This is a genomic window from Leisingera sp. ABM4_060, from assembly GCF_056158765.1.
Window position 1 is genome coordinate 4,204,354 of the sequence record NZ_JBSWTX010000001.1, and the last position, 24,856, is coordinate 4,229,209.

Consider the following 24,856-nt stretch of genomic DNA (forward strand, 5'->3'; position numbering starts at 1 on the left):
CTCATTGAACTGTGCTCTGCGGGGTTCCGGACTTTCCCCGGGCCCCGCAATTTCCCTGAGGGCGGCAGTTGCCGTCATGACAGCAACACCAGGACCCCTACATGGCAGATCTGACGGCAGCCCGGCCGGCGGTGGACGAGATCCGGGAAAATTACACCGCCCATATTCAGCGCAAGCGGCTTTACGGCGGCATTCTTCTTGCGGTCTTCACGGCGCTCATGGCGGCAGGTTTCCGCACCGCGGACAGCCGCAACGCTGGGTCCTTTGCCGACGGGTTCACCCGGGTTTTCGACTATCCTGCGGAGGTGCTGGCAGAGGCGGCAGAAAAGGCGTCCCAGCTTCCCGGGCATCTGGTACGTTTTTTCCCGGCCCTGGTGGAGACGCTGAACATCGCTGCTGCGTCGACGCTGGTCGGCGCGGTGTTCGGAACTTTGCTGTCGCTGCTGGCCACCCGCGGCATGGCGCCATGGCCCGCGCTGATCCCGCTGTTCCGCCGCATCAGCGACATCTGCCGTGCCATCCCGGAAATTGTCATCGCGCTGGTGCTGATCTTTGTCCTTGGAGGCGGCCCGGTGCCCGCGATGATTGCCATTGCCATCCACACAGCGGGCGCGCTGGGCAAGCTGTTTTCGGAAGTCAATGAAAATGCTTCGCTGAAACCGGTTGAGGGCCTTTCCTCCGTTGGCGCCACCTGGGCGCAGCGGATGGCGCTGGGCGTGATCCCGCAGGTCGGCCCCAACTATGTAAGCTATGCGCTCTTGCGCTTTGAAATCAACATCCGCGCCTCTGCCATCCTCGGCTTCGTCGGTGCGGGCGGTATCGGTTACGAGCTGAAAAACGCCATGTCCTGGGGGCAGGGGCGCTACGATGAAGCCGCCGCGATTTTCCTCCTGCTATTCATTACCATCGTCGCCGTCGACCAGGTGTCCGGCCTCTTGCGTGACCGTCTGACCCATGGAGCGAAGGCATGACCAGTTTTGATACCAATTTGCCTCCGGCAGAGCTGAAGCTGAACATGTCGCGGCTGTTCCGGAGGAAACAGTTGACGGGTTTTGCCTTGCCGGCCGCGGTACTGGCCTATCTGGCCTATGTGTTCCTGGCGTTCGACGTTCCGGGACTGTGGGAAAAGGCAAACCTGGAGAATGCAAAGACCCTGGTCAGCGACAGCTACAGCTACAAGACCCACGTGACCCGCGACAACCGCAGCGGTGCCCTCTCGGTCGCCATTGAGGGTGAGCGCAAGGGCGCCTATCCGGACGGCGTGTCGCCGGACTGGGTAGACTTGGGTGAAACCACCGTGATTGACCTCGAGGACGGCCATCTGGTCACCTTTGGTCCTCACACCATTGAATACATGATCCCCGGTTACGGTCTGGTGCGGGCAACGCCCAACCGCCGTGCGGGCGTGCAGGCCGAACTGCCGCCAGGGGAGGTGCCGGACTGGGTCAGCGTCTCCAAGAATTGCCTGGCAGTCAAAACCGGGGCCGGACGCCTGACCGTCACCCGCAACCGGGCGGAAGTGTTCCGCTATTTCGCGGGCTGGGAGCTGTTTTTCTTTACCCTCGACAGCCCGTACTACGGCATGGGGGCAGGGGAGCTGCTGCAGCGCGCCGCCACCGGCGAGGGTGGCGCCATTTTCCAGGACTTCTGGACCAACAAGATGTGGCGCCACCAGGATGTGGCCTGGGCAATTGCCGAAACCCTGCTGATGGCCTTCCTTGGCACTATCGGCGCCGGCATTATCGCGCTGCCGCTGGCCTTTGTTGCGACCCGCAACTTCATGCCCGTTAGGACTTTGCGTTTTGCCATGCGCCGGCTGTTCGACTTTGTCCGCGGCGTCGACTCGCTGATCTGGACCGTGATCCTGGCCCGCGCCTTTGGCCCCGGCCCGCTGACCGGCGCGCTGGCGATCCTGGTGACGGACACCGGCACCTTCGGCAAGATCTTCTCCGAGGCGCTGGAGAACGTTGACCGGAAACAGATCGAAGGTGTTGCCTCAACCGGCGCCAAACCAGTGCAGCGCTACCGTTTCGGGGTAATCCCGCAGATCACACCGGTGCTGCTGAGCCAGCTGCTCTATTTCCTGGAATCCAACACCCGTTCCGCCACCATTATCGGCGCCATCACCGGCGGCGGGATCGGGCTCTTGCTGACCCAGGCGATCATCACCCAGAAGGATTGGGAGGAAGTGGCCTATTACATCACCCTAATCATCCTGATGGTGATGCTGATGGACTGGTTCTCCGGCTGGCTGCGCCGCCGCCTGATCAAGGGCGAGGGCGGCAAAGCCAAACGCAAGCCGCGGAAAGCAGAGGGCGAAGCCTTCCTGCTGCCCTGACCTTGCCCCAGCTTTCTGAGGAGGACCGACAATGGCCCGATTGCAGGCTGAAGAGCCGCTTATTCATCCAGATTGCACCATCATTGGAAGCAGCTTTGGCGCCTATGTGGAAATCGGGGCTGGCACCCGTGTCGCAAACTCAGTGGTCGGAGATTACAGCTATTGCGACAGGACCTGTGACATTGCCAACGCAGAGATCGGCAAGTTCGCCAATATTGCCAGCTGCGTGCGGATCGGTGCCACGGACCACCCGATGGAGAAGGCGTCGCTGCATCATTTTCTCTACCGTTCGGCAAGCTACTGGGATGATGCGGAGGATGATGCGGAGTGGTTTAACCGCCGCGCCGGGCGCACGGCCCGTATCGGCCATGACACCTGGATTGGCCATGGGGCGATGATCAAGCCAGAGGTGACCATCGGGCATGGCGCTGTCGTGGCCTCAGGCGCCATCGTGACCAAGGACGCAGCACCTTACACCGTCATTGGCGGCAACACCGCCAAAGTGATCCGCCGCCGCTATCCTGAAGCGGTTGCCGAGCAGATGATGGACCTGGCTTGGTGGAACTGGAGCCACGAAGCCCTGCGCGCCGCGCTGCCGGACTTTCGCACATTGCGGGCAGAAGAATTCCTTGAGAAGTACTCTTGATCCGGCAGGCAAATGCTCCCGTCTGCTGCTGCACATTCATAGAATGTGCGTCACAGTTGGGCGTGGCGCCGCTGCGCGGCGAGTACAGTTTTCTGAGAAGCGCTTCAGGGGCAGGTATGCCCTGAAGCGCTATTTCTGTTCTTAGGTTTGCCATCCCCGCCTCAAGGGTGAACGGCGCTGGGTGCCGCCGCTTTGCGGCCCGTGACCCGCGGCTGGCAGGGGTCAGGCGGCGCCTGCGTCGACCAGTTGGGTAGCAATGCCTAGGAAGACCTTGCCTTGGGAACTGCCGGGTTTGGCGGCCACAATCGGCGTGCCATTGTCGCCAGCCAGGCGCACGTCCAGATGCAGCGGAACCTCGCCCAGCAGCGGCACGTTCAGTTTTTGCGCTTCCTGTGCCACGCCGCCGTGGCCGAACACATGCTCCTCATGGCCGCAGTTGGAGCAGATGTGAGTGGACATGTTCTCGATCATACCCAGAACCGGCACGTTCATCTTGCGGAACATGTCGATGCCCTTGCGGGCGTCGATCAGCGCCACGTCCTGCGGCGTGGAGACCACGATGGCCCCGTCCACATGCGTCTTCTGCGCCAGCGTCATCTGCACGTCGCCGGTGCCGGGCGGCAGGTCGACGATGAGCACATCCAGCTCGCCCCATTGCACTTGCAGCAGCATCTGCTGCAGCGCGCCCATCAGCATCGGACCTCGCCAGATCACCGCCTGATCTTCGCCGGTCATCAGCCCCATCGACATCATGGTGACGCCGTGGTTGCGCAAGGGCAGGATGGTCTTGCCATCCGGGCTTGCAGGGCGGCCGCTGACACCCAGCATTTTGGGCTGCGAAGGGCCATAGACGTCGGCATCGAGCAGCCCGACCTTACGCCCCTGCATCGCCAGCGCGCAGGCGAGATTGGCTGAGACGGTGGACTTGCCAACCCCTCCCTTGCCCGAGGCCACCGCCAGGATCCGTGCCACGCCGGGCACCTTCTGGGGCGCCTGCTGCTGCTGGGCCTGCGCCGATTTCTTCGGTTTCAGGTCCGGCGGCGCTTTCTCTGAATGGGCAGTCAGCATGGCAGAAACCTTCTCCACGCCGGACAGAGCAGCCACCGCGGCATCTGCCTTGTCGCGCACCGGTCCATAGGCCTCGGCCTTGCCCGGATCGATCTCCAGCACAAAACGTACAGTGCTGCCCTCGACGGTCACCGCGCGGGCAATGCCTGCACTGACAATATCTGCGCCGCTGACGGGATCGGCGATGGATTTGAGCGCCTTGAGGACGGTTTCGCGGGTGACGGTCACGCCGGTCTCCTGTAGCTGGTCATGTCTTGCGGGCAGTTGTGGCGTAATTCGGCGCCGCGCGCCAGCCGTCCGGCGGGCGGAGTTTGATATTCCGTATCCTGGAGACAGGTTTTTCGCGAACTGGCCCGTTGGCGGGGCGGGCTGCTGCCGCGAAACGCAACAGCGCCGCGCATCAGCGCGGCGCCCGGCCCAACGGGAGGAGGCCCATTTTGGGCCGGACGACGGGCGGGAGAGCCCTGTCAGCTGGCCAGTGCCACCTCGGCGGAACGCATCACGTCTCCGATGTGCCGGCCGGTATCGGCCATCCGGTTGGAAAAACCCCACTCGTTGTCATACCAGCTGACCACCCGGACCAGCCCGTCGGCGGTGACGGCGGTCTGTGCTGCGGCGAAACAGCTGGAATGCGGGTTGTGATTGAAGTCAACCGAAACCAGCGGATCTTCTTCATAGGAAAGGATACCTTCCAGCCTGTTTCCGGCAGCTGCCTTGACCGCAGCATTGACCGCCTCGGCCGTGGCAGCCCGCTCCGGCACAAAGCTCAGATCCACCACCGAGACATTGGCCGTCGGAACCCGGATCGCCGACCCCTCCAGCCGCCCCTTCAAATGCGGCAGCACCTCGGAAATCGCCCGCGCGGCCCCAGTGGAAGTCGGTATCATTGACAAGGAGGCCGCCCGCGCGCGGTAGAGGTCCTTGTGGCTGGCATCATGGGTAGGCTGGTCGCCGGTGTAGGCGTGGATCGTGGTCATATAGCCTGTCTTGATGCCAAAGGCCTCATCCAGCACCTTCGCCAGCGGCGCCAGGCAGTTGGTGGTGCAGGAGGCGTTGGAGACAATCACGTCTTCTACGGTCAGATCCAAATGGTTGACGCCGTAGACCACAGTGCGGTCCGCATCCTTGCCCGGCGCCGAGATCAGCACCCGCTTGCTGCCGTTCTGCAAATGCCGCGCTGCCTGCTCGCGGGCAGTGAACAGCCCAGTGCATTCATAGGCGATGTCAACGTCCTGCCAAGGCAGCTCCTCCGGATTGCGGATGGCGCTTAGCCGGATGCTGTGATGGCCCACCCGGATCAGATCGCCGGCCAGAAACACCGGGACCTGCAGGCGCCCGTGAACGCTGTCGTATTTCAGCAGATGCACCAGAGTCTCCGGTGGCGACAGATCATTGATAGCCACCACTTCGATATCCTCGGCGCCGCTTTCCAGCAGGGCGCGCAGCACCCCGCGTCCAATCCGCCCGAATCCGTTGATTGCGATCTTCAATGCCATGCCTCACCTCCAGCAGCTGCACCGGAAGTGATTCCGGTATCGATAACGGTTGCGATACCGATAACGCTAACGGAGGCCTAAATCAACCCCTCCGCATCCGGCCGGCCCCTTGCAGCCGCTCTCAAACTGCAGGAGCATGGGCACATGACGAAGAAACTGCTGCTGAAAGACGTTGCCCGCTTGGCCGGGGTCAGCGAGATGACTGCCTCCCGCGCCTTGCGCGGCGCACCTGACGTCTCTGCCAAAACCAAGGCGAAAATCGAGGAAATCGCCCGCTCTCATGGCTATGTGCCGAACCGGATTGCCGGCTCCTTGTCCTCGCAATCGGTCAACCTGGTGGCGGTGGTGGTCCCGTCGCTCAACAGCTTTGTCTTCCCCGAGGTGCTATCGGGCATTTCCGCCGTTCTCAAGGACAGCCCTCTGAAACCTGTGGTCGGGATTTCCGGCTATGACCTGGAGGAAGAAGAGAGCGTCATTCGCGAAATGCTGAGCTGGCGCCCCTCCGGCCTGATCGTGGCGGGGCTCGAACATACCGAATCCACCCGGCGGATGCTGCAGCAAGCGGACTGCCCGGTGGTTGAAGTGATGGATGTGGACGGCGACCCGGTGCGCCACTGCGTCGGTATTTCGCATCTGCAAGCAGGCCGCGACATGGCGGCGCAGATCCTGGCCCGTGGCTACCGCAGGATTGGCTTCATCGGCACCAAGATGCCGCAGGACTTCCGCGCCCGGAAGCGTTTTGACGGGTTCACCGACGGGCTGGCGTCACAAGGCGTGACGCTTGCGGACCTTGAACACTACGCGGGCGAAAGTGCGATTCAGACTGGCCGGCAGCTCACCGCCCAGATGCTCGCGCGCAGCCCGGACCTGGACTGCATTTACTACTCCAGTGACGTGATGAGCGTCGGCGGGCTGATGCATTGCCTGGCGGCAGAGCTGTCGGTGCCCGGCGATATCGCCTTGGCTGGCTTCAACAATCTGCAGATCCTGCAGGGCCTGCCGCAGCAGCTGGCCACCACCGACGCCTGCCGCCGCGAAATCGGCGAACGCGCTGCCGGTATCATCCTGCAATCGCGTCAGGTGGCCGGGGCAGAAGGGCTGGTCTTTGATCAGCTCCGCCCGGCGATCAGCCTGGGTGAGACCCTATGATTTATTTCGACCTGAGAAAAGAGGAGTAGAAACAGGTGATTAGACTGGGAGTGAACGCAGGCGCCCGCTTTCCTGTGGCTTTATGGCCCGGCATCGGGCAGCCTGAAGCAAGCCAGTTTAGTCTAGCCAAACAGGAGAACGCGCCCAGATGCCCCAGTACAACGACATGTTCGAGCTGTCCGTCGAGGATATGGAACTGATCGAAACTGCGCTGCAGACCACCAGGGACAGCCTGTCCGAGGCGCAGCCTGAACCCGGCAGCAGCGACGAAGAAACTCTGCGCCGAGTCCACGAACTTCTGGGCCGCCTGCATAATCAGAAAATTTTCTATTACCCAAAGGACAAGGTCTACGTCAGCGGCTGACTGCAAGGCCTGGCAATGAAAAAGCGCTCCCCGCCGGACGGGGAGCGCTGAAAGTTCTCAAGGAAGTTTGCCTCACATCGCCGCCTTGAACAGCTGGGTTAGGTTTTTTTCGTTGAGATTGATGGGGTTTCCGCCGCATGAGGGGTCTGTTGCGGCGTCTTTTGCGAGGGCGGGGATGGCGTCTTCGGTGACGCCGAGACCGGACAGGCGGCGGGGGATGGCGAGGCTGTCGTTGAGCTCCTGCACAAAGGCGCGGAAGCCGTCGAAGCCGCCTGCGATGCCCAAGTATGCCGCCGCCATATTGAAGCGGTCCGCAATCGCCGGCGCGTTGAACTCCAGGACGCTGGGCATGCAGACCGCGTTGGTGGTGCCGTGGTGGGTGTTGAACTGGGCGCCGATGGGATGGCTCATCGCGTGGATCGCGCCAAGCCCCTTCATGAAGGCGGTGGCGCCCATGGCCGCGGCGCTCATCATCTGGGCGCGGGCCTCGATGTCCGTCCCATCCGCATAGGCGCGCGGCAGGTAGTCCTTGACCAGCCGCATGCCCTCCAGCGCGATGCCCTGGGACATCGGGTGGTAATGCGGGCTGCTGAACGCCTCGACGCAATGGGCAAAGGCGTCCAAGCCAGTGCCCGCGGTGATGAACTTGGGCATGCCGACGGTCAGTTCGGGATCGCAGATCACCACCGCGGGCAGAACTTTCGGGTGGAAGATGATCTTTTTGGCGTGGCTGACACTGTCGGTGATCACGCTGGCGCGGCCCACTTCGGAGCCGGTTCCGGCAGTGGTCGGCACCGCGATGATCGGCGCGATGGCATCAGCATCGGCGCGGGTCCACCAGTCGCCGATATCCTCAAAATCCCACACGGGCCGGGTCTGGCCTGCCATGAAGGCAACCATCTTGCCGAGATCCAGGCCGGAGCCGCCGCCAAAGGCAATCACCCCGTCATGGCCGCCGGCCTTGTAGGCGGCGACGCCTGCGTCCAGGTTCTTCTCATTCGGGTTCGGGTCGACCTCCGAGAACATCGCCCGGCCCAGGCCCGCGGCCTCCAGGATGTCGAGCGTCGATTGGGTGACCGGCAGATCGGCCAGCCCCTTGTCGGTGACCAGCAGCGGGCGTTTGATGCCCGCGGCGGCGCAGGCCTCAGCCAGTTCCTTGATGCGGCCGGCGCCGAATTTGATTGCGGTCGGGTAGGACCAGTTTCCAACGAGAGACATGAGGGTGTTCCTGTGTTGATGCCGGGGAGGGGGCGCTGCCCCCGCTTGCCTGGCGGCAAGCCCCCCGGAGTATTTCCGGAAAGATGAAAGCCGGTCAGCCGGTGCGTTTCTTCAGGTGATAGCTCTTCGGGCGGGTCAGGTTGTGGTAGCCGATCACCGACAGGCCGCCGCCGCGGCCGGTGTCCTTGCAGCCGGTCCAGCACAGGCCGGGATCCAGATAGTCGGCGCGGTTCATGAACACGGTGCCGGTCTCGATCCGGTCGCCCACGGCCTGGGCCCGCTCCACATCGCGGGTCCAGAGCGAGGCGGTGAGGCCGAAGTCGCTGTCGTTCATCAGCCGGATGGCTTCTTCGTCCGACGACACCTTCATGATGCCCGCCACCGGGCCAAAGCTTTCCTCGCGCATCACCCGCATATCGTGGGTGACACCGGTCAGGATCTGCGGCGTGAGGTAAGCGCCGCCGTCGTCCTCGGCGAAGGGTGCGATATGGGCCACGGCACCTGCGGCCACCGCCTCGGCAATCTGGCCGCGCACCTCTTCGGCAAAGCGCACATTGGCCATCGGGCCGATGGTGGTCTCCGCCTCCAGCGGGTTGCCCAGCTTGTAGCCTTGCACGATGGCAATGGCCTTCTCCAGAAAGGCGTCATAGAGGCTCTCGTGCACATAGATCCGCTCGATGCCGCAGCAGCACTGGCCGGAGTTGAACATGGCGCCGTCAATCAGCGTGTCCACGGCTGCGTCCAGGTCCGCGTCCTCCATCACATAGCCCGGATCCTTGCCGCCCAGTTCGGTGCCGACGCCGGTGAAGGTGCCCGCCGCGGCGCGCTCCATCGCCTGGCCGCCGCCCACCGAGCCGGTGAAGTTCACGAAGTTGAACGCGCGTGCTGCGATCAGCTCCGAGGTGGTGCCGTGATCCAGGAAAACATTCTGGAACACATCCTGCGGCACGCCTGCGCCGTGGAAGGCCTGTGCCATCCGCTCGCCCGCGAGAAGCGTCTGGGTCGCGTGTTTCAGCACCACCGCATTGCCGGCAATCAGTGCCGGCGCCACGGTGTTGATCGCAGTCATATAGGGGTAGTTCCAGGGCGCCACCACAAACACCACCCCATGCGGCAGCCGCTTGATGTAGCGTTTGAAGGTCTCGTCCTCGCCGGCCTCAATGTCTGCGAGCGCTTCCTCTGCGATCTGCGCCATGTGGCTGGCGCGCTCGTTGAAGCCGCCGAACTCGCCGCCATAGCGCACCGGGCGGCCCATCATATGCGCCAGTTCCGGCACGATCTCGCCGTTCATGGCACCAACGGCGGCCACGCCTGCCATCACCAGATCAATGCGCTCCTGCAACGGCCGCGCTGCCCAGGCGCCTTGCGCCGCCCGTGCCCGTTCCGCCGCCGCAAAGGCGTCCTCGCGCGGCAGCACTTCGCGTTCTGCAAAGACCGATCCGTCAACCGGTGAGATGCATTTCAATACCTGGCCCATCGCCATTCACTCCAGTCCTCGGGGCACGCCGCCCCTGCTTCTTTCTGGTCAAAAATACTCCGGGGTTTGGGGCAGCGCCCCAATCCGCCAGATGCGGGCTCACGCCCGCTCAAATCCACGCGCAATCTCGTAATCGGTGACCACCCGGTCGAAATCCTCGATCTCGACCTCGGCGGCCCGCACATAGTGGTCCACCACATCGTCTCCCAGCGCCGCGCGCAGCATCGCCGAGCCCTTCAGCGCCGCCGCCGCATCGCGCAAGGTGCCGGGGATCATGCCGCTGTCGCCCTGATAGACATCGCCCTTGGCCGGCGGCTGCAGCTCCAGCCCTTCCTCGATGCCGGCGATGCCCGCCGCCAGCATGCCCGCCATCGCCAGATAGGGGTTCATATCCGAGCCCGGGATCCGGCACTCCACCCGGATCGCCTTGGTTCCGTCACCGCACAGCCGGTAGCCCGCGGTGCGGTTGTCCACCGACCAGATGATCCGCGTGGGCGCAAAAGTGCCCTTCATGAAGCGTTTGTAGCTGTTGATGTAGGGCGCCATGAAGGCGGTGTAGTCGGGGGCGTATTTCAAGAGACCCGCCATGTAGTTCTTCATCAGCGCCGACATGCCAAGCGGGTCGCTTTCGTCAAAGAACGCAGGCTTGCCGTCCTGCCACAGCGACTGGTGCACATGGGACGAGGAACCCACTTTGTCATGGCTCCACTTCGGCAGGAAAGTCACTGCATGCCTCTGCTGCTCCGCGATTTCCTTGATTGCGTGTTTGGCAATGGTGTGGAACTCCGCTGTTTCCATCGCCGCGGCATATTTGATGTTCAGCTCCTCCTGGCCGGTTTCCGCCTCGCCCTTGGAGTTCTCGACCGGCAGCCCCGCATCCCACAGATGGTTGCGGATGGGCCGCATCACATGCTCCTCGCGGCTGGTCTGCAGGATGGAGTAATCCTCGTTGTAGCCGGAGATCGGCGCCAGGTCGCGGAAGCCTGAGCGGCGGATCTCGTCAAAGCTTTTCTCAAACAGGAAAAACTCCAGCTCGGTGGCGCACATCGCCTCATAGCCCATCGCCTGAAGCCGCTGCACCTGCCGTTTCAGAATGGCGCGGGGGGAATGCGGAACCTCCTCATGCGTGTGGTGATCCAGCACATCGCACAAGACCATCACCGTGCCCTCCAGCCAGGGCACCGGCCGGAGCGTCGCCAGATCCGGCTTCATCACATAATCGCCGTAGCCTCGCTCCCAGCTGGTGGAGGCATAGCCGTCCGGCGTCGCCATCTCCAGGTCGGTCGCCAGCAGGTAATTGCAGCAATGCGTCTCCTCCCAGGCCCCCGCAACAAAATGACCGGCATGAAACCGCTTCCCCATCAGGCGGCCCTGCATGTCAACAAGGCAAACCAGAACCGTGTCGACCAGGCCGGAGGAAACCTGGGACTTCAAATTTTCGAAGGAGAGCATAGGCAGCCCTTTGCGTCTGGGGCCAAAACTTTACGCAAAAGTTTTGGCAAATTCCTTATTTCAAGGAATTTGGCCCGCTGCGGTGCAAGCCAAATCCTGTGCTTCTTACTGGCGGCTTAGCCGTAGCGGTAGGGCCGGCCGCTTTCTGCATGTCAGCGTTATATTTCTTGAAGATCTCCACAACCTTCGCCTTGGTTTCGGACTCGGCTGCGATCTCGTCCCAGAACTTCACCGCCGCGTCTTCGACCTGCTGCCATTCGTTGTCCGGAATGGTGGTCAGCTTCATCTTGTCGCCGTTCACACGCAAGGACGCTTCGCCGCCCCAGTACCACCACTGGCGGTAATAATGCGACTGGTCGCAGCAGACGCGGAACAGGGTCTGCAGGTCTTCCGGCAACTCGTTCCAGCGGCCCTGGTTGGCAAAGAACGACCCGGCCCAGGCGCCAGAGATGTTGTTGGTCAGGAAGTAGTCGGTCACATCGGCCCAGCCGACGGTATAGTCCTCAGTAATGCCGGACCAGGCGATGCCGTCCAGCTCGCCGGTCTGCACCGCGACCTCGATGTCTTCCCAGGGCAGGGTGACCGGTACCACACCGAACTGCGCCAGGAAGCGGCCTGCGGTCGGGAAGGTGAAGACGCGTTTGCCCTTCAGGTCCGCCAGCGAGTTGATCGGGTCCTTGGTGGCAAAGTGGCAGGGGTCCCAGGCGCCGGCCGAGATATGCTTGACGCCGACCTTGGAGTATTCCGCGTCCCAGATCTCGTTCAGGCCGTACTGGTTGAACAGCACCGGCACGTCCAGCGAGTAGCGCGAAGCAAAGGGGAAGTAGCCGCCGAACACGGTGACCTCGGTGGGCGAGGCCATCGAGTTGTCATCCGACTGCACTGCATCGATGGTGCCGCGCTGCATGGCGCGGAACAGCTCGCCGGTGGGGACCAGCTGATCGGCATAGTAGAGCTCGATCTGCATCCGGTCGCCGGCGATCTTGTTGAACATGTCGATGGCGGGTTTCACCACGTGTTCAGCCAGGGCCGCGCCGGCATAGGTCTGCATCCGCCATTTGATGGTGGATTGTGCCAGCGCCGGGGTGGCCAGCGGTGCCGCCATGGCGCCAACGCCGGCGGACTGCAGAAACTTACGTCTTGTTGTCATAATTTCACTCCTTGTTGAAACATCCGGCCCCTTGGCAGGACTCTTGCTTGGTTATTTTCCGTAGACATATTCCGGCAGCCACAGGGCGATCTGCGGGAAGATCATGATCAGGGCGAGCGCCAGCACCATCACCGCGGCAAAGGGAATGATCGAGACATAGATGTCCTTCAGCCCGATCTCCGGTGGCGCCATCGCGCGCATCAGGAACAGGTTGTAGCCGAAGGGCGGCGTCATATAGGCGATCTGGGTGGTGATCGTATAAAGCACCCCGTACCAGATCAGGTCGAAGCCAAGCGCCCCCACCAGCGGCACATAGAGCGGTGCAACGATCACCAGCATTGCGGTGTCGTCCAGAAAGGTACCCATCACGATGAAACTCAGCTGCATCAGGATCAGGATCATCCAAGGGGAAAGGCCCAGGCGGGTGGTGAACAGGTCCTCAATCGCCTTGACCGCACCCAGACCATCAAAGATCGCGCCAAACGCCAGAGCGGCCAGGATGATCCACATGAACATGCAGGAGATGCCGAGGGTTGAGCGCACCGAGGTTTCAAACACTTCCTTGGTCATCCGCCCCTTCAGCACCGCGGCGATGAAGGCGGTCATGGCGCCAATGGCTGAGCTTTCCACCAGCGAGGTCCAGCCGTTCACGAAAGGCACCATCATCGCGGCGAAGATCGCCAGCGGCAGCACGCCGGAAAACAGCAGGCGGTACTTCTCCTTCATGAAGACATCTCTGTAGAACATTGCGTTCTTGCGGGTCAGAAAGGACAGCACACCCAGCGCAAGCGCCACGCCAAGCGCCGGCTTGGCTTCCATCGCGCTGGTCAGCATCAGCAGCGGCACCAGCACCAGCGCACCCAGTACGATGAAATTCAGACGCAGCGGGTGGTCGGTTACCTGTTCATATTCGGCCAGATCCTCAGGGTGCATGGCGGGGCCAAGATGCGGCTGCATCCGGGCGCGGACATAGATGTAGATGATGAACATGGTGGCCATCAGCAAGCCAGGGATCACCCCCGCCAGCCACAGCTGCCCCACCGGCTGCCGCGCGATCATCGCATAAAGCACCAGCACCACCGAAGGCGGCACCAGGATGCCCAGGCTGGAGCCGGCCTGAATGGTGCCGGTCACCAGAATTTTGTCATAGCCGCGGCGCAAGAGTTCCGGCAGCGCGATGGTGGCGCCGATGGCCATACCTGCGACCGATAGACCGTTCATGGCTGAGATCAGAACCATCAGGCCGATGGTGCCGATCGCAAGCCCGCCCTTTACCGGCCCCATCCAGACATGAAACATGCGGTAAAGGTCGTCTGCGATCTTCAATTCTGACAGCACGTAGCCCATAAAGATGAACATGGGCAGCGTCAGCAGCGGATACCATTTCATCAGCTTCATTGCCGCTGAGAAGGGGATTTCCACACCGCCAGTGCCCCACAACAGCATGCCGGCAACCGCGCCGACAAAGCCGATGGCGCCAAACACCCTCTGGCCGGTCATCAGCATGAGCATCATGCCGGCAAACATCACGATGGCGATCCATTCGTAGGACATCAGATTTCAACTCCGCGCAGGCGTCCGATATCCCGGAACAATTCGGCAAGGCATTGCAGCAGCATCAGGAAGACGCCGAAGCAGAGGATGGTTTTGACAGGCCACAGGAACGGCCGCCAGGCGGTGGAGCTGCGCTCCAGGTAGCCGAGTTTCTCACCCGCCGCGGCGGGGCCTTCGGTCACCAGCGTCTTCAGCAGGTCCCAGAAGAACTGCACCGGCTCCAACCCGAAATAGCCCAGGGAATAAGCCGTGGAACTCAGCGCCCCGTACATCAGGATCACCAGGTAGGTGATCAGGAACAGCACGGTGAAGGCATCCACCAGCGCCTTGGTCTTTGTCGACCAGGCGCCATAGAACAGGTCCATCCGCACGTTTGACCCCATCTGGATCGAATAGGGGCCGCCCAGCACATAGTAGGCAACCATCACAAACTGCGCGGTCTCCAGCGTCCAGAGCGACGGGTTGAAGAAGGTCTTGGAGACCGACGACCACAGCAGCACCCCGATCAGCGCAAAAATCAGATACATGGCAAAGCGGCCGATAAAGCGGTTCATCGCGTCGATGCCGTGGACATAGGCCCGGATTATCTTAGGCATCGGGCCCTCCCTCTGCCGCCAGCTCGGCCAGGGCCGGGCGCAGCAATGTCAGCATTTCCTCAGCCATGGCCTCTTCTTCTTCCGGTGTCTTCACCAGATCGTTGCGGATTTCGATCATCACATTGGCCAGCCCATGGGTCAGCCCGTGGATCTTCAGCGAATGGGTCACCCCGTCTGCCTGCCCATAAGGCTCGTTGCGCGCGATCCGGCGGTGGGGCAGGGCGTCTGCCGCAGCGAGCATCGCATCGGCCAGGCGGGTATCGCTGTCATGCAGGATGCCGATCTCCACTGCCCGTTCCTTGCCGAAATAGACCGGTGTGAAACTGTGCATGGTGACCAGAACGGTTTGCAGCCCGGCCTGTTTGCGGGCTTTGATCACGTCCGCCGCGGCCTCGCAGAATGGAGTGTAGATCGTGTCGACCCGTTCCTGCCGCTCTGCCGCGCCCAGGCCGATGTTGCCGGGCACTGCAACCAGCTCGGACCGGTCGGGCATGGCGCTGGCGGCTTCGGGCGGGCGGTTGCAATCATAAACCAGCCGTGACACCCGGCTGGCCACCAGCGGTGCATCCAGTGCTTTCGACAGATGCAAGGAAACAGCCAGCGCGCCCGGGTCCCAGGCCGCATGGCTCAAACGGTCCTTGGCCCGCAGGCCCAGCCCGTTGTAGCGCGCCGGGATATGGCTGGAGGCATGTTCGCACAGCAGCAGCACAGAGCCGGCGCCGTCACGGTTCACCACCTCCACTGCATCTTCCCGAGCGTGAGAATCGCCCTCTTGCATACCGCGTCTCCCTGCGAATTGGAAAAATCTTTCCATGAAGAGATATTTGTGTCAATATCTTTTCATGTCTGGTTCGGAACAGAGGTTTCTGAAACTTTCTTTTCAGTCCCGGGCCGCGTAAGACTGTATTTGTTCACTGCAGGGATACCCCGTTGACCAAGCCGCCAGCCACCGTCCGCGAATTGATCCGCGAGAATTACTCGTCTCTCACGCAATCGGAACGCAAGTTCGCCAACCTCCTGCTGGAGAATTACCCCGCAGCTGGCCTGGCTTCGATCACCATCGTGGCCGGCAATGCCGAGGTTTCGACCCCCACGGTGGCGCGGATGGTGCAAAAGCTGGGTTTCAAGGGTTATCCGCAATTCCACCAGGCCTTGCTTAAAGAACTGGAGGCCAAGGTCTCCGGCCCGACCAAGCGGCGCGATAACTGGGCGTCGGAGGCGCCCGAAGGCCATTTGCTGAACAGATTTGCACAAGCCGTCACCGACAACCTGCAGCAGACGTTTTCCAACATCGACTCTGCTCAGTTCGACGCCGCGGTGCATCAGCTCGCCAATACGGACGGGCGGCTCTATGTAGTCGGCGGCCGCATCACCCGGGCGCTGGCGGATTACGCCTTCACCCACTTCCAGGCGATCCGGCAGCGGGTCACTCATATGACCTCATCCTCGGCAACCTGGCCGCATTACGTGCTGGACATGGTCGAGGGCGACACGCTCTTGATGTTCGACGTGCGCCGGTATGAAACCAACCTGCAGCGGCTGGCGGAACTGGCGGCGGAGCGCGGAGTGAAGATCGTTCTGGTCACCGACCAATGGGCCAGCCCCATCGCCTCGGTGTCCGCGCATACCTTCAATTGCTGGGTTGAGATTCCCTCAGCCTGGGATTCAAACAGCTCCACGATGATGCTGCTGGAAGCGATGATCGCCGCCACCCAGGAGGAAAGCTGGGACAAGACCAAGGACCGCTACGACCGCCTGGACGAGCTGTTCGACATGACCCGCCTTTTCCGCAAGTTCTCGTAGAACGCGGCATGTTTGATTGGGTTTCAAGCCCGTCGCGCCAGCGGCGGGCACGCGCAGGGGCAGACGTTCAGCGTGTTGTACTCATAAAACCGCAAAGTTTCAGTAGGCAAGGGAGTCCGTTGCCGGGCGCAGGCAAGACAGTTATCCCTTTGTCAGCCCATTTCACAGCGAGGACAACATGCCCGAGATTACCCGCAGCCACACCGGCCAGCGCATGAGCCAGATCGTCACTCACGGCGGCACCATTTACCTTGCCGGCCAGGTCGGCACAGCTGGCGCCAGCGTTGCCCAGCAAACGCAGGACTGCCTGGACAAGATCGACACGCTGCTGGCCGAAGCCGGCAGCGATAACACCCGCATGCTGCAGGCTGTGATCTGGCTTGCCGACATGAAGGATTTTGCCGAGATGAATGCAGTCTGGGACGCCTGGGTGCCCGAAGGCCACGCCCCGGCCCGTGCCTGCGGCGAGGCCAAGCTGGCTCGTGAGGACCTGCTGGTGGAATTCATAGTCACCGCAGCCAAGGCCTGAGCGTTGCTTGAACGGCCAATGGGCGGGCCACCGGCCCGCCTGTTCAATCGCCGGGGATCAAGCCGGAAATCCAGTTCAGAAATTCTTCGGCTCCGGCCCGGCCTTCGGCCCGCGGCGTGATGCAGGCAAAATAACCCCGTGCGGTGCTGACGCTGCGGCCGCAAGCCACCGCCAGCGCACCGCTTTGCAGCAGGTCGTCGATCAGGCGGCCCCAGCCCAGCCCGATGCCGTTGCCGTTTTGGATGGCGCGCAGGTAGACCATGTAGCTGTGGATGCGGTCCAGCGCCTGCGGCGGGCCGGCGGCCAGCCCGGTTCCTTTCAAATACCGCGCCCAGTCACCGCTGTGATGCGGGTTGGACATGTGCAAAAGCCGGTGCCCCGGCAGCTCCTCCAGAGGCAGCGGAGTGTCACTGGGCAGATACCCTGGTGCGCAGACCGGAGTCAGTTCTTCATAAAATATGCGTGCTGAGCGCATGCCCGGCGCGCCGGCCTCTCCAAACACGACCGCAATATCGCATTGGCCGGGATCGTAATCCTTGTCCTGATCGCGGGTGACCACCTCCAGCCGCACTTCCGGATGCAGATCCTGAAACTCCGCCAGCTGCGGCAGCAGGAACAGCGAGGTGAAGCCGATGGCGGCATTGACCACCAGCACGTCCTCACGGCTGGAGGCCTGCACCGACGCGGCACCGCTGCGGATTGCCGCCAGCCCGGCTGAGACCGCGGAAAACAGCGTCTCTCCCTCGGCCGTCAGCGTCAGCCGCGGCTTGCTGCGCAGGAACAGCTTGGCCCCCAAGGCCTCCTCCAGCGCCGCCACCTGACGGCTGACTGCAGGCTGCTGCACATTCAGCTCCTGCGCGGATCGCGAGAAGCTCAGATGCCGCGCGGCGGCCTCAAATGCCTGAAACTGGCTAAGCGGAGGCAGGTTCTTCATATCCCAATCATTCCTCAGATCATTCTTTCAGGGAATGATGAGCATTCACCTTTTCCTTCTTTTTTGAATTTCGCAAGCCCGTAGAGTGAATGAAGAACAGCGAAACGCGGGGTCTGCGGCATGGCAGTCAGCATTCTTGCATTGGGCGGAGACGGCATCGGGCCGGAGGTCCTGGAAGCAGGTCTGGCCGTCGCCGATGCGGTTGCCAGGCAGAACGGCATCGCGCTGGAGATCACCGAGGACCTGCTGCATGGCGCGGCTTGGCAGGCGCATGGCACATTCTGCACAGACGGAACTCTTGCCAAGGCCAAAGCTGCCGATGCGGTCCTGGTGGGTGCGGTCGGCGGGCCGCAATGGGACAATATCCGTGTCCCGGGCGGGCCGGAGATGCAGGATGGCCTGATGCGCCTGCGCTTTGGGCTGCAAAGTTTCGCAGGCCTGCGCCCTGCGCGCTTCTGGGCGCCGCTGGCGGACCGCACCCCGTTCCGTCCCGGCCTGGCCGAAGGCGCCGACATTATGGTCCTGCGTGAAATGTGCGGCGGGGTTATGTTCGGCCAGCCCCGCGGCCAGTCCGAACGGGACGGCCTCCGCTACGGCTATGACACCGCAGGCTATGATGAGCACGAGCTGCGCCGGATCATGCGGGCAGGCTTCGAACTGGCGCGCCAGCGTAAGAGGCAGATGGTCTCCGCCGACAAAGCCAATGTGATGGAAAGCTACAAACTGTGGCGGCAAGTGGCAGATGAAGTCTCAGCCGAATATCCCGACGTGGAGCTGACACACTTCTATGCCGACAATTGCGCTTACCAGATGGCCCGCAATCCCAAAGCCTTTGACTTGGTGGTGGGTTGCAATCTGATCGGCGATTTCCTGAGCGACCTGGCGGCAATTGTCTCCGGCGGCCTGGGCATGCTGCCCTCCGCCTGCCTCTGCGGCGTTCCGGCAGAAGGGCAGACCTGCAACGGCATCTACGAACCCGTGCATGGCTCCGCACCCGATATCGCCGGGCAGGGGGTGGCGAACCCCTTCGGCATGATTCTGAGCGTCGCGATGATGTTCCGCTATTCCTTGGGCCGTCCGGACCTCGAAGCGCAAATCGAAATGGCTGTTGGGCGCGTGCTGGCCTCCGGTACCGGCACGCCTGACATCGGCGGCTGCGCCTCCACAATGGATGTGACCGGCGCCGTGCTGCGGCAGCTGGCCGCATGACGCCCGGGTTCGACTATATCATCGCCGGCGGCGGCTCGGCCGGCTGCGTGCTGGCGGCGCGGTTGTGTGAGAACCCGAAACTGAAGGTGCTGCTGGTCGAGGCCGGTGGCCCGGCCAAGTCGATCTTTGCCCGGATGCCTGCGGGTGTCGGAATGATCCACTCCAACCCGAAATACGACTGGTGCTACATGAGCACGCCGCAAGCGGCCTTGGGCGGGCGCCAGCTCTACTACCCGCGCGGCAAGGGGCTGGGCGGGTCTTCGCTGATGAACGGCATGATCTACATCCGCGGCAATGCGGGCGACTATGACCGCTGGCGGCAGAACGGGCTCACCGGCTGGTCCTACGGCGATGTGCTGCCTTACTACCGCCGCGCCGCTGGAGCCGCGCATCGTGCAGGCGAGGTGCATCACGATACCAAGGGGCCGCTGAAGATTACTCCTGCCGGCAATTTCGACCGCATAAACCAGGTGTTTGTCGAGGCCTGCTGCCAAGCAGGCGCGCCGCTGAACCAGGACTTCAACGGCGCCAGCCAGACAGGCACCGGGCGGATGGATGTGAAAACCTCCGGCGGCATCCGCCAGTCCACCGCAGAGGCCTATCTGACCCCGCGCCCGGAAAACCTGACAGTGCTGACCGGCACCCCGGTGCTGCAAGTCCTGACAGAGGGCCGCCGCGCCACCGGCATCCTCACGGGCCTGGGCGAATTCCGTGCCCGCGGCGAAGTGATCCTCAGTCTCGGTGCCTTTGAAAGCCCAAAGCTGCTGATGCTGTCGGGTATCGGCCCCGGCGCGCATCTGCGGGGGCATGGTATCCCAGTCTTGAATGACCTTCCGGGTGTTGGCCAGACGCTCTTTGACCATCCCAACATGCCGGTGCAGTTCGGCCTCACCGATCCCAGCCTGTCGATGGCCCGCTTCCAGCGGCTCGACAAGGCGGCGGTGATGGGGGCGAGATGGCTGCTGGCCAAATCCGGCCCTGCCGCCGCGCCCTTCTGGGCCTCGGTCCTGTTCCATGCCATCCGCGACACTGACATGCCGGAGCTGGAGGTGTTCTTCACCCCGATGGTGGTGCGCGAGGACTCCGCTGCCGGCGCCAAGGGCTTTTCAGTTCAAACACTCAGCCATCTCGGCAAGGCGATGATCGCTCGCGGCAAGATCGCCGCGCCCGGGTTGCAATTCGACGTCAATCTGCTGCGCCCCCGCAGCAGCGGCACCGTCATGCTGGCCTCAGCCGATCCTCAACAGCCGCCGCGCATCGACCCAGGCTATTTCAGTGACGAAAGCGATTTTTCAGACCTGATCGAGGGCATCAGGCACATGCGCAAGGTGGTGCAGCAGAGGGCTTTCCTAGGTTTGGCAGGAGAGGAGATCAGCCCAGGTGCCGACAAAGAAACAGACGCAGACCTGCGTCAGGCCATCCGCGATCTGGTCACCACCGGCCACCACCCGGCCTGCACTGCCCGCATCGGCGCAGATAGCGACCCCGGTGCCGTGCTGGACTTGGAATTCCGGGTGCGCGGCATGGAGGGCTTGCGTGTGGTGGACGCCGCAGCCCTGCCGGACATGGTCAGTGGCAATATCGGGGCACCTGTGATCATGCTGGCAGAGCGGGCCGCCGACATGATCCTCGGAAAGCCCCAGCTGGCAGCAGATGACCCAAGGGAGACAGCAGCATGAGCATGACATGCGGTGAGGCCACCATGCGCCTTCTGGCACAATACGGCGTGACAACGGTGTTCGGCATTCCCGGCGTGCATACGCTGGACATGTGCCGCGGGCTGACCGGCGGCGGCAACTCCGGCGCCATCCGCCACGTGCAGGCCCGCAACGAGCAGGGCGCGGGCTTCATGGCCGAAGGCTGGGCGCGGGCAACCGGCGAGGTTGGCGTGGCCGTGGTGATCTCTGGCCCCGGTGTCACCAATGCCTCCACCGCGGTGGGGCAATGTTACGCCGACAGCCTGCCGATGCTGCTGATCTCGGCAGAGCCCGACAGCAAGTCCATCGGCAAGGGCTGGGGTGTGCTGCATGAGGTGACCGAACAGAAGAAAGTGACCGAGCCTTTGACCGCGCTCTCCGCCACAGCCATGCGCGCCTCCGACGTGCCCGAGCTGCTGGCGCAGGCGTTTTCGATTTTCGCCAGCCAGCGCCCGCGCCCCGTCCACATCTCGCTGCCGCTGGATGTGCAGGCCGAGATTGTCGAGGAGGAGTGGAAACCCGTCCGCCTGCCAGCGCCCCCGGCGCCCGCCGCAGGCCAGCTGCGGGCCGCGGCAGAGATGCTGAAGGCCGCCAAGCGCCCCGTGATCATGACCGGCGGCGGCGCGGTTGCGGCGGCTTCAAACCTCACCGCAATTGCTGAAACCCTGGGCGCCGTGGTGATCTCTTCCACTGCAGGCAAAGGCATCGTGCCGGATGCGCATCCGCTGCATCTCACCGGGTCCACCGTGCGCAAAGAGGTGCGGGATTACCTGGCCACCGCCGACGTGATCCTCGCCGTGGGCACTGAATTGGCGGAGACCGACAGTTTCGTCGAGCGGATGGAGATCAATGGCGATCTGATCCGCGTCGACCTGGACCCGCACAAAATCAATGATTTCTACCCGGCATCCCTCGGCATCATCGGCGACGCCGCGCCGGCCATGGCAGAGCTGTCCTCGCTGCTAGCTGGGCACGACGGCAGCGCAGTGCGCGCGGAGGGCACGGCCTCCGTCGCTAGGGTGCGACAGGAGATATTCTCCAATCTTTCGCCCTCCGAAGTGAAACACGTCAAATTCCTGAAACTCCTGCGCCAGGCCGCGCCGCCGGAAACTGTGTTCTCCGGCGATGCCTGCCAGGTGGTCTACACCGGCGCCTTCGCTTTTGATCTGCCCGGCCCCCGCCAGTGGTTCTACCCGGCCGGCTTCTGCGCGCTGGGTAATGCGCTGCCCAATGGCATCGGCGCCAAGATGGCCCGCCCGGACGCGCCAGTGGTAGTGATGGCAGGCGATGGCGGCTTCATGTTCACCATGCCCGAGCTGATGGCGGCGGCGGAAAACCGCCTCTCCCTGCCCATCATCATCTGGGAGAACGGCGGGCTGAAGCAGATCCAGGACGACATGGATACCCGCGACATTCAACGGGTGGGGGTGGAAGGGATCAACCCGGATTTCGTGGCGCTGGCCAAGGCCTGTCATTGCCATGGAACCAAATCCGGATCCGCCGAAGACTTCGAAACCGCCTTCACCGCAGCACTGACCGCTGACCGCCCCACTGTGATCGTGGTGCGCGAGGATGCGGAGTGGCTCGCTTAAGAAACAACCTTCTGGGCCAAGAACCCGGACAGCGCTGACAAGAGATGAAAATGACCGACCTCCGCACCTTCGCCTATTTCGCCAGTAACGAGTGGCACGAACCGGCTACCGGCCAGTATTTCGACAGCGAAAACCCCGCCACCGGCGAGGTCTGGGCCCGTGTTCCCGATTGCGGCGCGCAGGACGTGGACCGCGCCGTTCAAGCCGCCAAAACTGCCTATTACGATGGCCCCTGGGGGCGGATGCAGCCTGCCGAGCGCGGCCGCGTTTTGCGCCGCATCGGTGATGTGATCAGCCAAAACGCCGGCCGCCTTGGCGCCATCGAGACCCGCGACAACGGCAAACTGCCCGCCGCCATCACCCCCGGTCTGAAACCCGGCCAGTGGCAGGTCGACAGCTGGCACTACTACGCCGGCATGTGCGACAAGTTCGAGGGGCGGGTGGTCCCCGCCGAAGCCCCAAACATCCACAACTACCTGAAATGGGAGCCTTTCGGCGTCGTCGCCCAGATCCTGCCCTGGAACTCGCCGCTGGGCACGCTGATCTGGAAACTGGCGCCCTGCCTCGCAGCTGGCAACACCGTTGTGCTGAAACCCTCCGAGCAATCCTCTTGTTCGACGCTGGAGCTGATGGATGTGCTTTTGGAGGCCGATCTGCCGCCGGGCGTGCTGAACGTGGTCACCGGCTATGGCCCGACCACCGCTGGCCCGATGATCGAACACCCGGACGTGCGCATGGTGTCCTTCACCGGCGGCACCGCAGGCGGGCGCGCGGCGGCTGCGGCGGCGGCCAAGCAGGTGAAACCCATCGTCATGGAACTGGGCGGCAAGTCGCCCCAGATCGTGCTGCCTGATGCCGACATCGAACTGGCCGTCAACGGTGTTGCGGCGGGTATCTTCCCGGCAGGCGGCCAGTCCTGCATCTCCGGCTCGCGCCTTTTGGTCCACAAATCCATCATTGGGGAGTTCACCGAACGGCTGGTCGAGGTGGTCAGGAAGGCCCGCGTCGGCGACCCCAACGACCCTGCCACTCAGATCGGCCCGATGGCCAACCGGCCGCATTATGAAACCGTCCTGAAACGCATTGCCGCCGCCGAAGAGGCAGGCCACGCACTGCTGCTCGACGGCCGCACCGCCTGCCGGGACAAGGGCTACTACATCGGCCCGACCATCTTCGCCGATGTGCCCAACACCGCTGACCTGGCCCAGAACGAAGTCTTCGGCCCCGTGGTCTCGACCGAGGCCTGGGAGGAAGAAGAAGACGCCATCCGCATCGCCAATGACACTATCTTCGGCCTTGCCGCCGGTATCTGGAGCCGCGATGTCACCAAGGCAATGCGCATGGCCGACCGGATCGAGGCAGGCACCGTCTACATCAACAACTACTTCAATGCGGCCACCCAGTCGCCCGTAGGCGGCTACAAGCAATCGGGCTACGGGCGGGAAAACGGCTGGGAAGGCATGCGCTGCTTCATGCAGACGAAATCCGTGTGGCTGTCGACCGATCCGCATCAGCCGGACCCTTTTGCGGAGTAGCCAGAATGCAAGCGCCTGCGTCGAAACTCACCCTGCAGGGCGGCCGCACGGTTGTTGTTGCGGCCGAGGCAGAAGCCCTGATCTCCGGGATCTTCCTGAAACTGGGCTGCAGCGGTCCGGTTTCCACGCAGGTCGCGCAGCATCTGACCGACACCAGCCTCTGCGGCATGGAGAGCCACGGCATCATGCGGGTGCTGCAATATGCCGATCAGATGCAGTCCGGCTACCTCGACCCTAAGGCCGTGGCCCGCGCCTTTCAGGACGACCGCGGTGTGACAAGGGTCGAGGGCGGCGGGGGCATCGGCATCCCGGCGATGCAACTGGCCTATGAAACCGGCATGACAGAGGCGCGGGAGCGCGGGATTTCGGCGCTCTCCATCCGCCACGCAGGCCACACCGGCCGCCATGGCGCCTTTGCCGACATGGCTGCCGGCCAAGGCTTTCTCACCATCTGCATGGGCGGTGGCAACCGCGAAATATGGCGTCAGGTTGCACCTTACGGCGGCGCGCGGGCCAAGCTGCCGACCAATCCATGGTGCGCGGGCATCCCAGGAGGGGCGCAGGGGCCGGTGGTGCTGGATTTTGCCACCTCCAAGATCGCCGGCGGCTGGATTTATGCCGCCAAATCCGCAGGTGCGCTGCTGCCCGAAGGCTGCGTCATCGACCGCGACGGCAACCCGACCCGCGACCCTGAAGATTACTTCGATGGCGGCGCCATCCTGCCCGCCGGAGCCCAGAAAGGCTATGCGCTGGCGCTGGTGGCGGAATTGATCGGCGAGGCGATGCTCGGGCCCTCGACCACCGAGTGCAACTGGCTGCTGATCACCCTGGACGCCACCCGCTTCCGCGCGGCCCCGGCGATGCAGGCCGCGGCGGAAGAGGTGCTCGATGATCTGCGCAGCTGCCCGCCCGCGCCGGGCTTTGACCGGGTCGAGATCCCCGGCGAGCGCGAACGCAATCACCGCGCGGCGTCAAACGGCCAGGCCGCGGTGCCTGAAGAAACATGGGCGCAAATTCTGGCGCTGGCAGAGAGCTTAGGCGTGGAGTGA

General features: G+C 63.2%; 21 protein-coding genes and 1 pseudogene. 12 read left to right on the top strand and 10 right to left on the bottom strand.

Annotated features, from left to right (window positions below; genetic code table 11):
* Positions 1–101: 101 nt before the first annotated feature.
* From phnE (ACXAEH_RS20400) to ACXAEH_RS20410, 3 genes are read left to right on the top strand one after another with little or no spacing between them, the layout of a single operon-like run.
* Entirely contained in the window at positions 102–971 is an 870-nt protein-coding gene (phnE, locus tag ACXAEH_RS20400) for a phosphonate ABC transporter, permease protein PhnE (RefSeq protein ID WP_475035435.1), read from the top strand.
* The gene (gene phnE / locus ACXAEH_RS20405) at positions 968–2,338 is read left to right on the top strand and encodes a phosphonate ABC transporter, permease protein PhnE (protein ID WP_475035437.1); all 1,371 of its coding nucleotides are present in this window, start codon (positions 968–970) and stop codon (positions 2,336–2,338) included. The genes phnE (ACXAEH_RS20400) and phnE (ACXAEH_RS20405) overlap by 4 nt, the downstream gene beginning before the upstream one ends.
* Positions 2,339–2,369: 31 nt before the next feature.
* A complete protein-coding gene (locus tag ACXAEH_RS20410; RefSeq protein WP_475035438.1) occupies positions 2,370–2,984 on the top strand; it encodes an LbetaH domain-containing protein in 615 nt (204 codons plus the stop codon).
* A gap of 222 nt (positions 2,985–3,206) precedes the next feature.
* On the opposite strand, the gene ACXAEH_RS20415 is transcribed toward ACXAEH_RS20410, so the two are convergent.
* Entirely contained in the window at positions 3,207–4,280 is a 1,074-nt protein-coding gene (locus ACXAEH_RS20415; RefSeq protein WP_475035439.1) for an Mrp/NBP35 family ATP-binding protein, read from the bottom strand.
* A 239-nt stretch (positions 4,281–4,519) separates the two neighbouring features.
* Positions 4,520–5,548, bottom strand: coding sequence for a type I glyceraldehyde-3-phosphate dehydrogenase (gap, locus tag ACXAEH_RS20420; protein ID WP_475035441.1), 1,029 nt, complete (start codon positions 5,546–5,548; stop codon positions 4,520–4,522).
* 144 nt (positions 5,549–5,692) lie between these two features.
* On the opposite strand from gap, the gene ACXAEH_RS20425 reads away from it, so the two are divergent.
* Together ACXAEH_RS20425 and ACXAEH_RS20430 are read left to right on the top strand one after the other, a co-directional pair.
* Positions 5,693–6,697, top strand: a complete 1,005-nt coding sequence (locus tag ACXAEH_RS20425; protein WP_475035443.1) for a LacI family DNA-binding transcriptional regulator — start codon at positions 5,693–5,695, stop codon at positions 6,695–6,697.
* Positions 6,698–6,845: 148 nt separating this feature from the next.
* Positions 6,846–7,061: a hypothetical protein gene (locus ACXAEH_RS20430; RefSeq protein WP_475035445.1), complete on the top strand. Its 216-nt coding sequence runs from the start codon at positions 6,846–6,848 to the stop codon at positions 7,059–7,061.
* Between the two features lie 72 nt (positions 7,062–7,133).
* Here the strand turns inward: ACXAEH_RS20430 and ACXAEH_RS20435 are convergent, their stop codons facing one another.
* The 7 genes and pseudogenes from ACXAEH_RS20435 to ACXAEH_RS20465 all read right to left on the bottom strand — a co-directional run bounded on the left by ACXAEH_RS20435 (position 7,134) and on the right by ACXAEH_RS20465 (position 15,286).
* The gene (locus ACXAEH_RS20435) at positions 7,134–8,279 is read right to left on the bottom strand and encodes an iron-containing alcohol dehydrogenase (RefSeq protein ID WP_475035447.1); all 1,146 of its coding nucleotides are present in this window, start codon (positions 8,277–8,279) and stop codon (positions 7,134–7,136) included.
* A gap of 94 nt (positions 8,280–8,373) precedes the next feature.
* Positions 8,374–9,756 carry an aldehyde dehydrogenase family protein gene (locus ACXAEH_RS20440; RefSeq protein WP_475035635.1) on the bottom strand — a complete coding sequence of 461 codons (1,383 nt, stop codon included), beginning with the start codon at positions 9,754–9,756 and terminating at the stop codon, positions 8,374–8,376.
* A gap of 99 nt (positions 9,757–9,855) precedes the next feature.
* Positions 9,856–11,208 carry a glutamine synthetase family protein gene (locus ACXAEH_RS20445; protein WP_475035448.1) on the bottom strand — a complete coding sequence of 451 codons (1,353 nt, stop codon included), beginning with the start codon at positions 11,206–11,208 and terminating at the stop codon, positions 9,856–9,858.
* A gap of 116 nt (positions 11,209–11,324) precedes the next feature.
* Positions 11,325–12,358, bottom strand: a pseudogene (locus ACXAEH_RS20450) (TRAP transporter substrate-binding protein).
* Between the two features lie 51 nt (positions 12,359–12,409).
* Positions 12,410–13,912: a TRAP transporter large permease gene (locus tag ACXAEH_RS20455; RefSeq protein ID WP_475035450.1), complete on the bottom strand. Its 1,503-nt coding sequence runs from the start codon at positions 13,910–13,912 to the stop codon at positions 12,410–12,412.
* Positions 13,912–14,508, bottom strand: coding sequence for a TRAP transporter small permease subunit (locus ACXAEH_RS20460; protein ID WP_475035452.1), 597 nt, complete (start codon positions 14,506–14,508; stop codon positions 13,912–13,914). Before ACXAEH_RS20460 ends, ACXAEH_RS20455 begins: the two co-directional genes overlap by 1 nt.
* Complete coding sequence (locus ACXAEH_RS20465; protein WP_475035454.1) at positions 14,501–15,286, bottom strand: N-formylglutamate amidohydrolase; 786 nt, start codon at positions 15,284–15,286, stop codon at positions 14,501–14,503. Before ACXAEH_RS20465 ends, ACXAEH_RS20460 begins: the two co-directional genes overlap by 8 nt.
* Before the next feature lie 152 nt (positions 15,287–15,438).
* Here ACXAEH_RS20465 and ACXAEH_RS20470 point away from each other — a divergent pair, with 152 nt between their 5' ends.
* Positions 15,439–16,311 (top strand): MurR/RpiR family transcriptional regulator, encoded by an 873-nt coding sequence (locus tag ACXAEH_RS20470; protein ID WP_475035456.1) that lies wholly within the window; start codon positions 15,439–15,441, stop codon positions 16,309–16,311.
* Between the two features lie 178 nt (positions 16,312–16,489).
* Positions 16,490–16,840: a RidA family protein gene (locus ACXAEH_RS20475; protein ID WP_475035458.1), complete on the top strand. Its 351-nt coding sequence runs from the start codon at positions 16,490–16,492 to the stop codon at positions 16,838–16,840.
* 43 nt (positions 16,841–16,883) lie between these two features.
* Here the strand turns inward: ACXAEH_RS20475 and ACXAEH_RS20480 are convergent, their stop codons facing one another.
* Positions 16,884–17,774, bottom strand: a complete 891-nt coding sequence (locus ACXAEH_RS20480; protein ID WP_475035460.1) for a LysR substrate-binding domain-containing protein — start codon at positions 17,772–17,774, stop codon at positions 16,884–16,886.
* A 120-nt stretch (positions 17,775–17,894) separates the two neighbouring features.
* Here ACXAEH_RS20480 and leuB point away from each other — a divergent pair, with 120 nt between their 5' ends.
* The 5 genes from leuB to ACXAEH_RS20505 are packed head-to-tail and all read left to right on the top strand — an operon-like array spanning position 17,895 to position 24,856.
* Positions 17,895–18,983, top strand: coding sequence for a 3-isopropylmalate dehydrogenase (gene leuB / locus ACXAEH_RS20485; protein WP_475035461.1), 1,089 nt, complete (start codon positions 17,895–17,897; stop codon positions 18,981–18,983).
* Entirely contained in the window at positions 18,980–20,662 is a 1,683-nt protein-coding gene (locus tag ACXAEH_RS20490; protein WP_475035463.1) for a GMC family oxidoreductase, read from the top strand. Before leuB ends, ACXAEH_RS20490 begins: the two co-directional genes overlap by 4 nt.
* Positions 20,659–22,272 carry a 5-guanidino-2-oxopentanoate decarboxylase gene (locus ACXAEH_RS20495; RefSeq protein WP_475035465.1) on the top strand — a complete coding sequence of 538 codons (1,614 nt, stop codon included), beginning with the start codon at positions 20,659–20,661 and terminating at the stop codon, positions 22,270–22,272. The genes ACXAEH_RS20490 and ACXAEH_RS20495 overlap by 4 nt, the downstream gene beginning before the upstream one ends.
* Before the next feature lie 50 nt (positions 22,273–22,322).
* The gene (locus tag ACXAEH_RS20500) at positions 22,323–23,807 is read left to right on the top strand and encodes an aldehyde dehydrogenase (protein ID WP_475035466.1); all 1,485 of its coding nucleotides are present in this window, start codon (positions 22,323–22,325) and stop codon (positions 23,805–23,807) included.
* 5 nt (positions 23,808–23,812) lie between these two features.
* A complete protein-coding gene (locus tag ACXAEH_RS20505; RefSeq protein ID WP_475035467.1) occupies positions 23,813–24,856 on the top strand; it encodes an Ldh family oxidoreductase in 1,044 nt (347 codons plus the stop codon).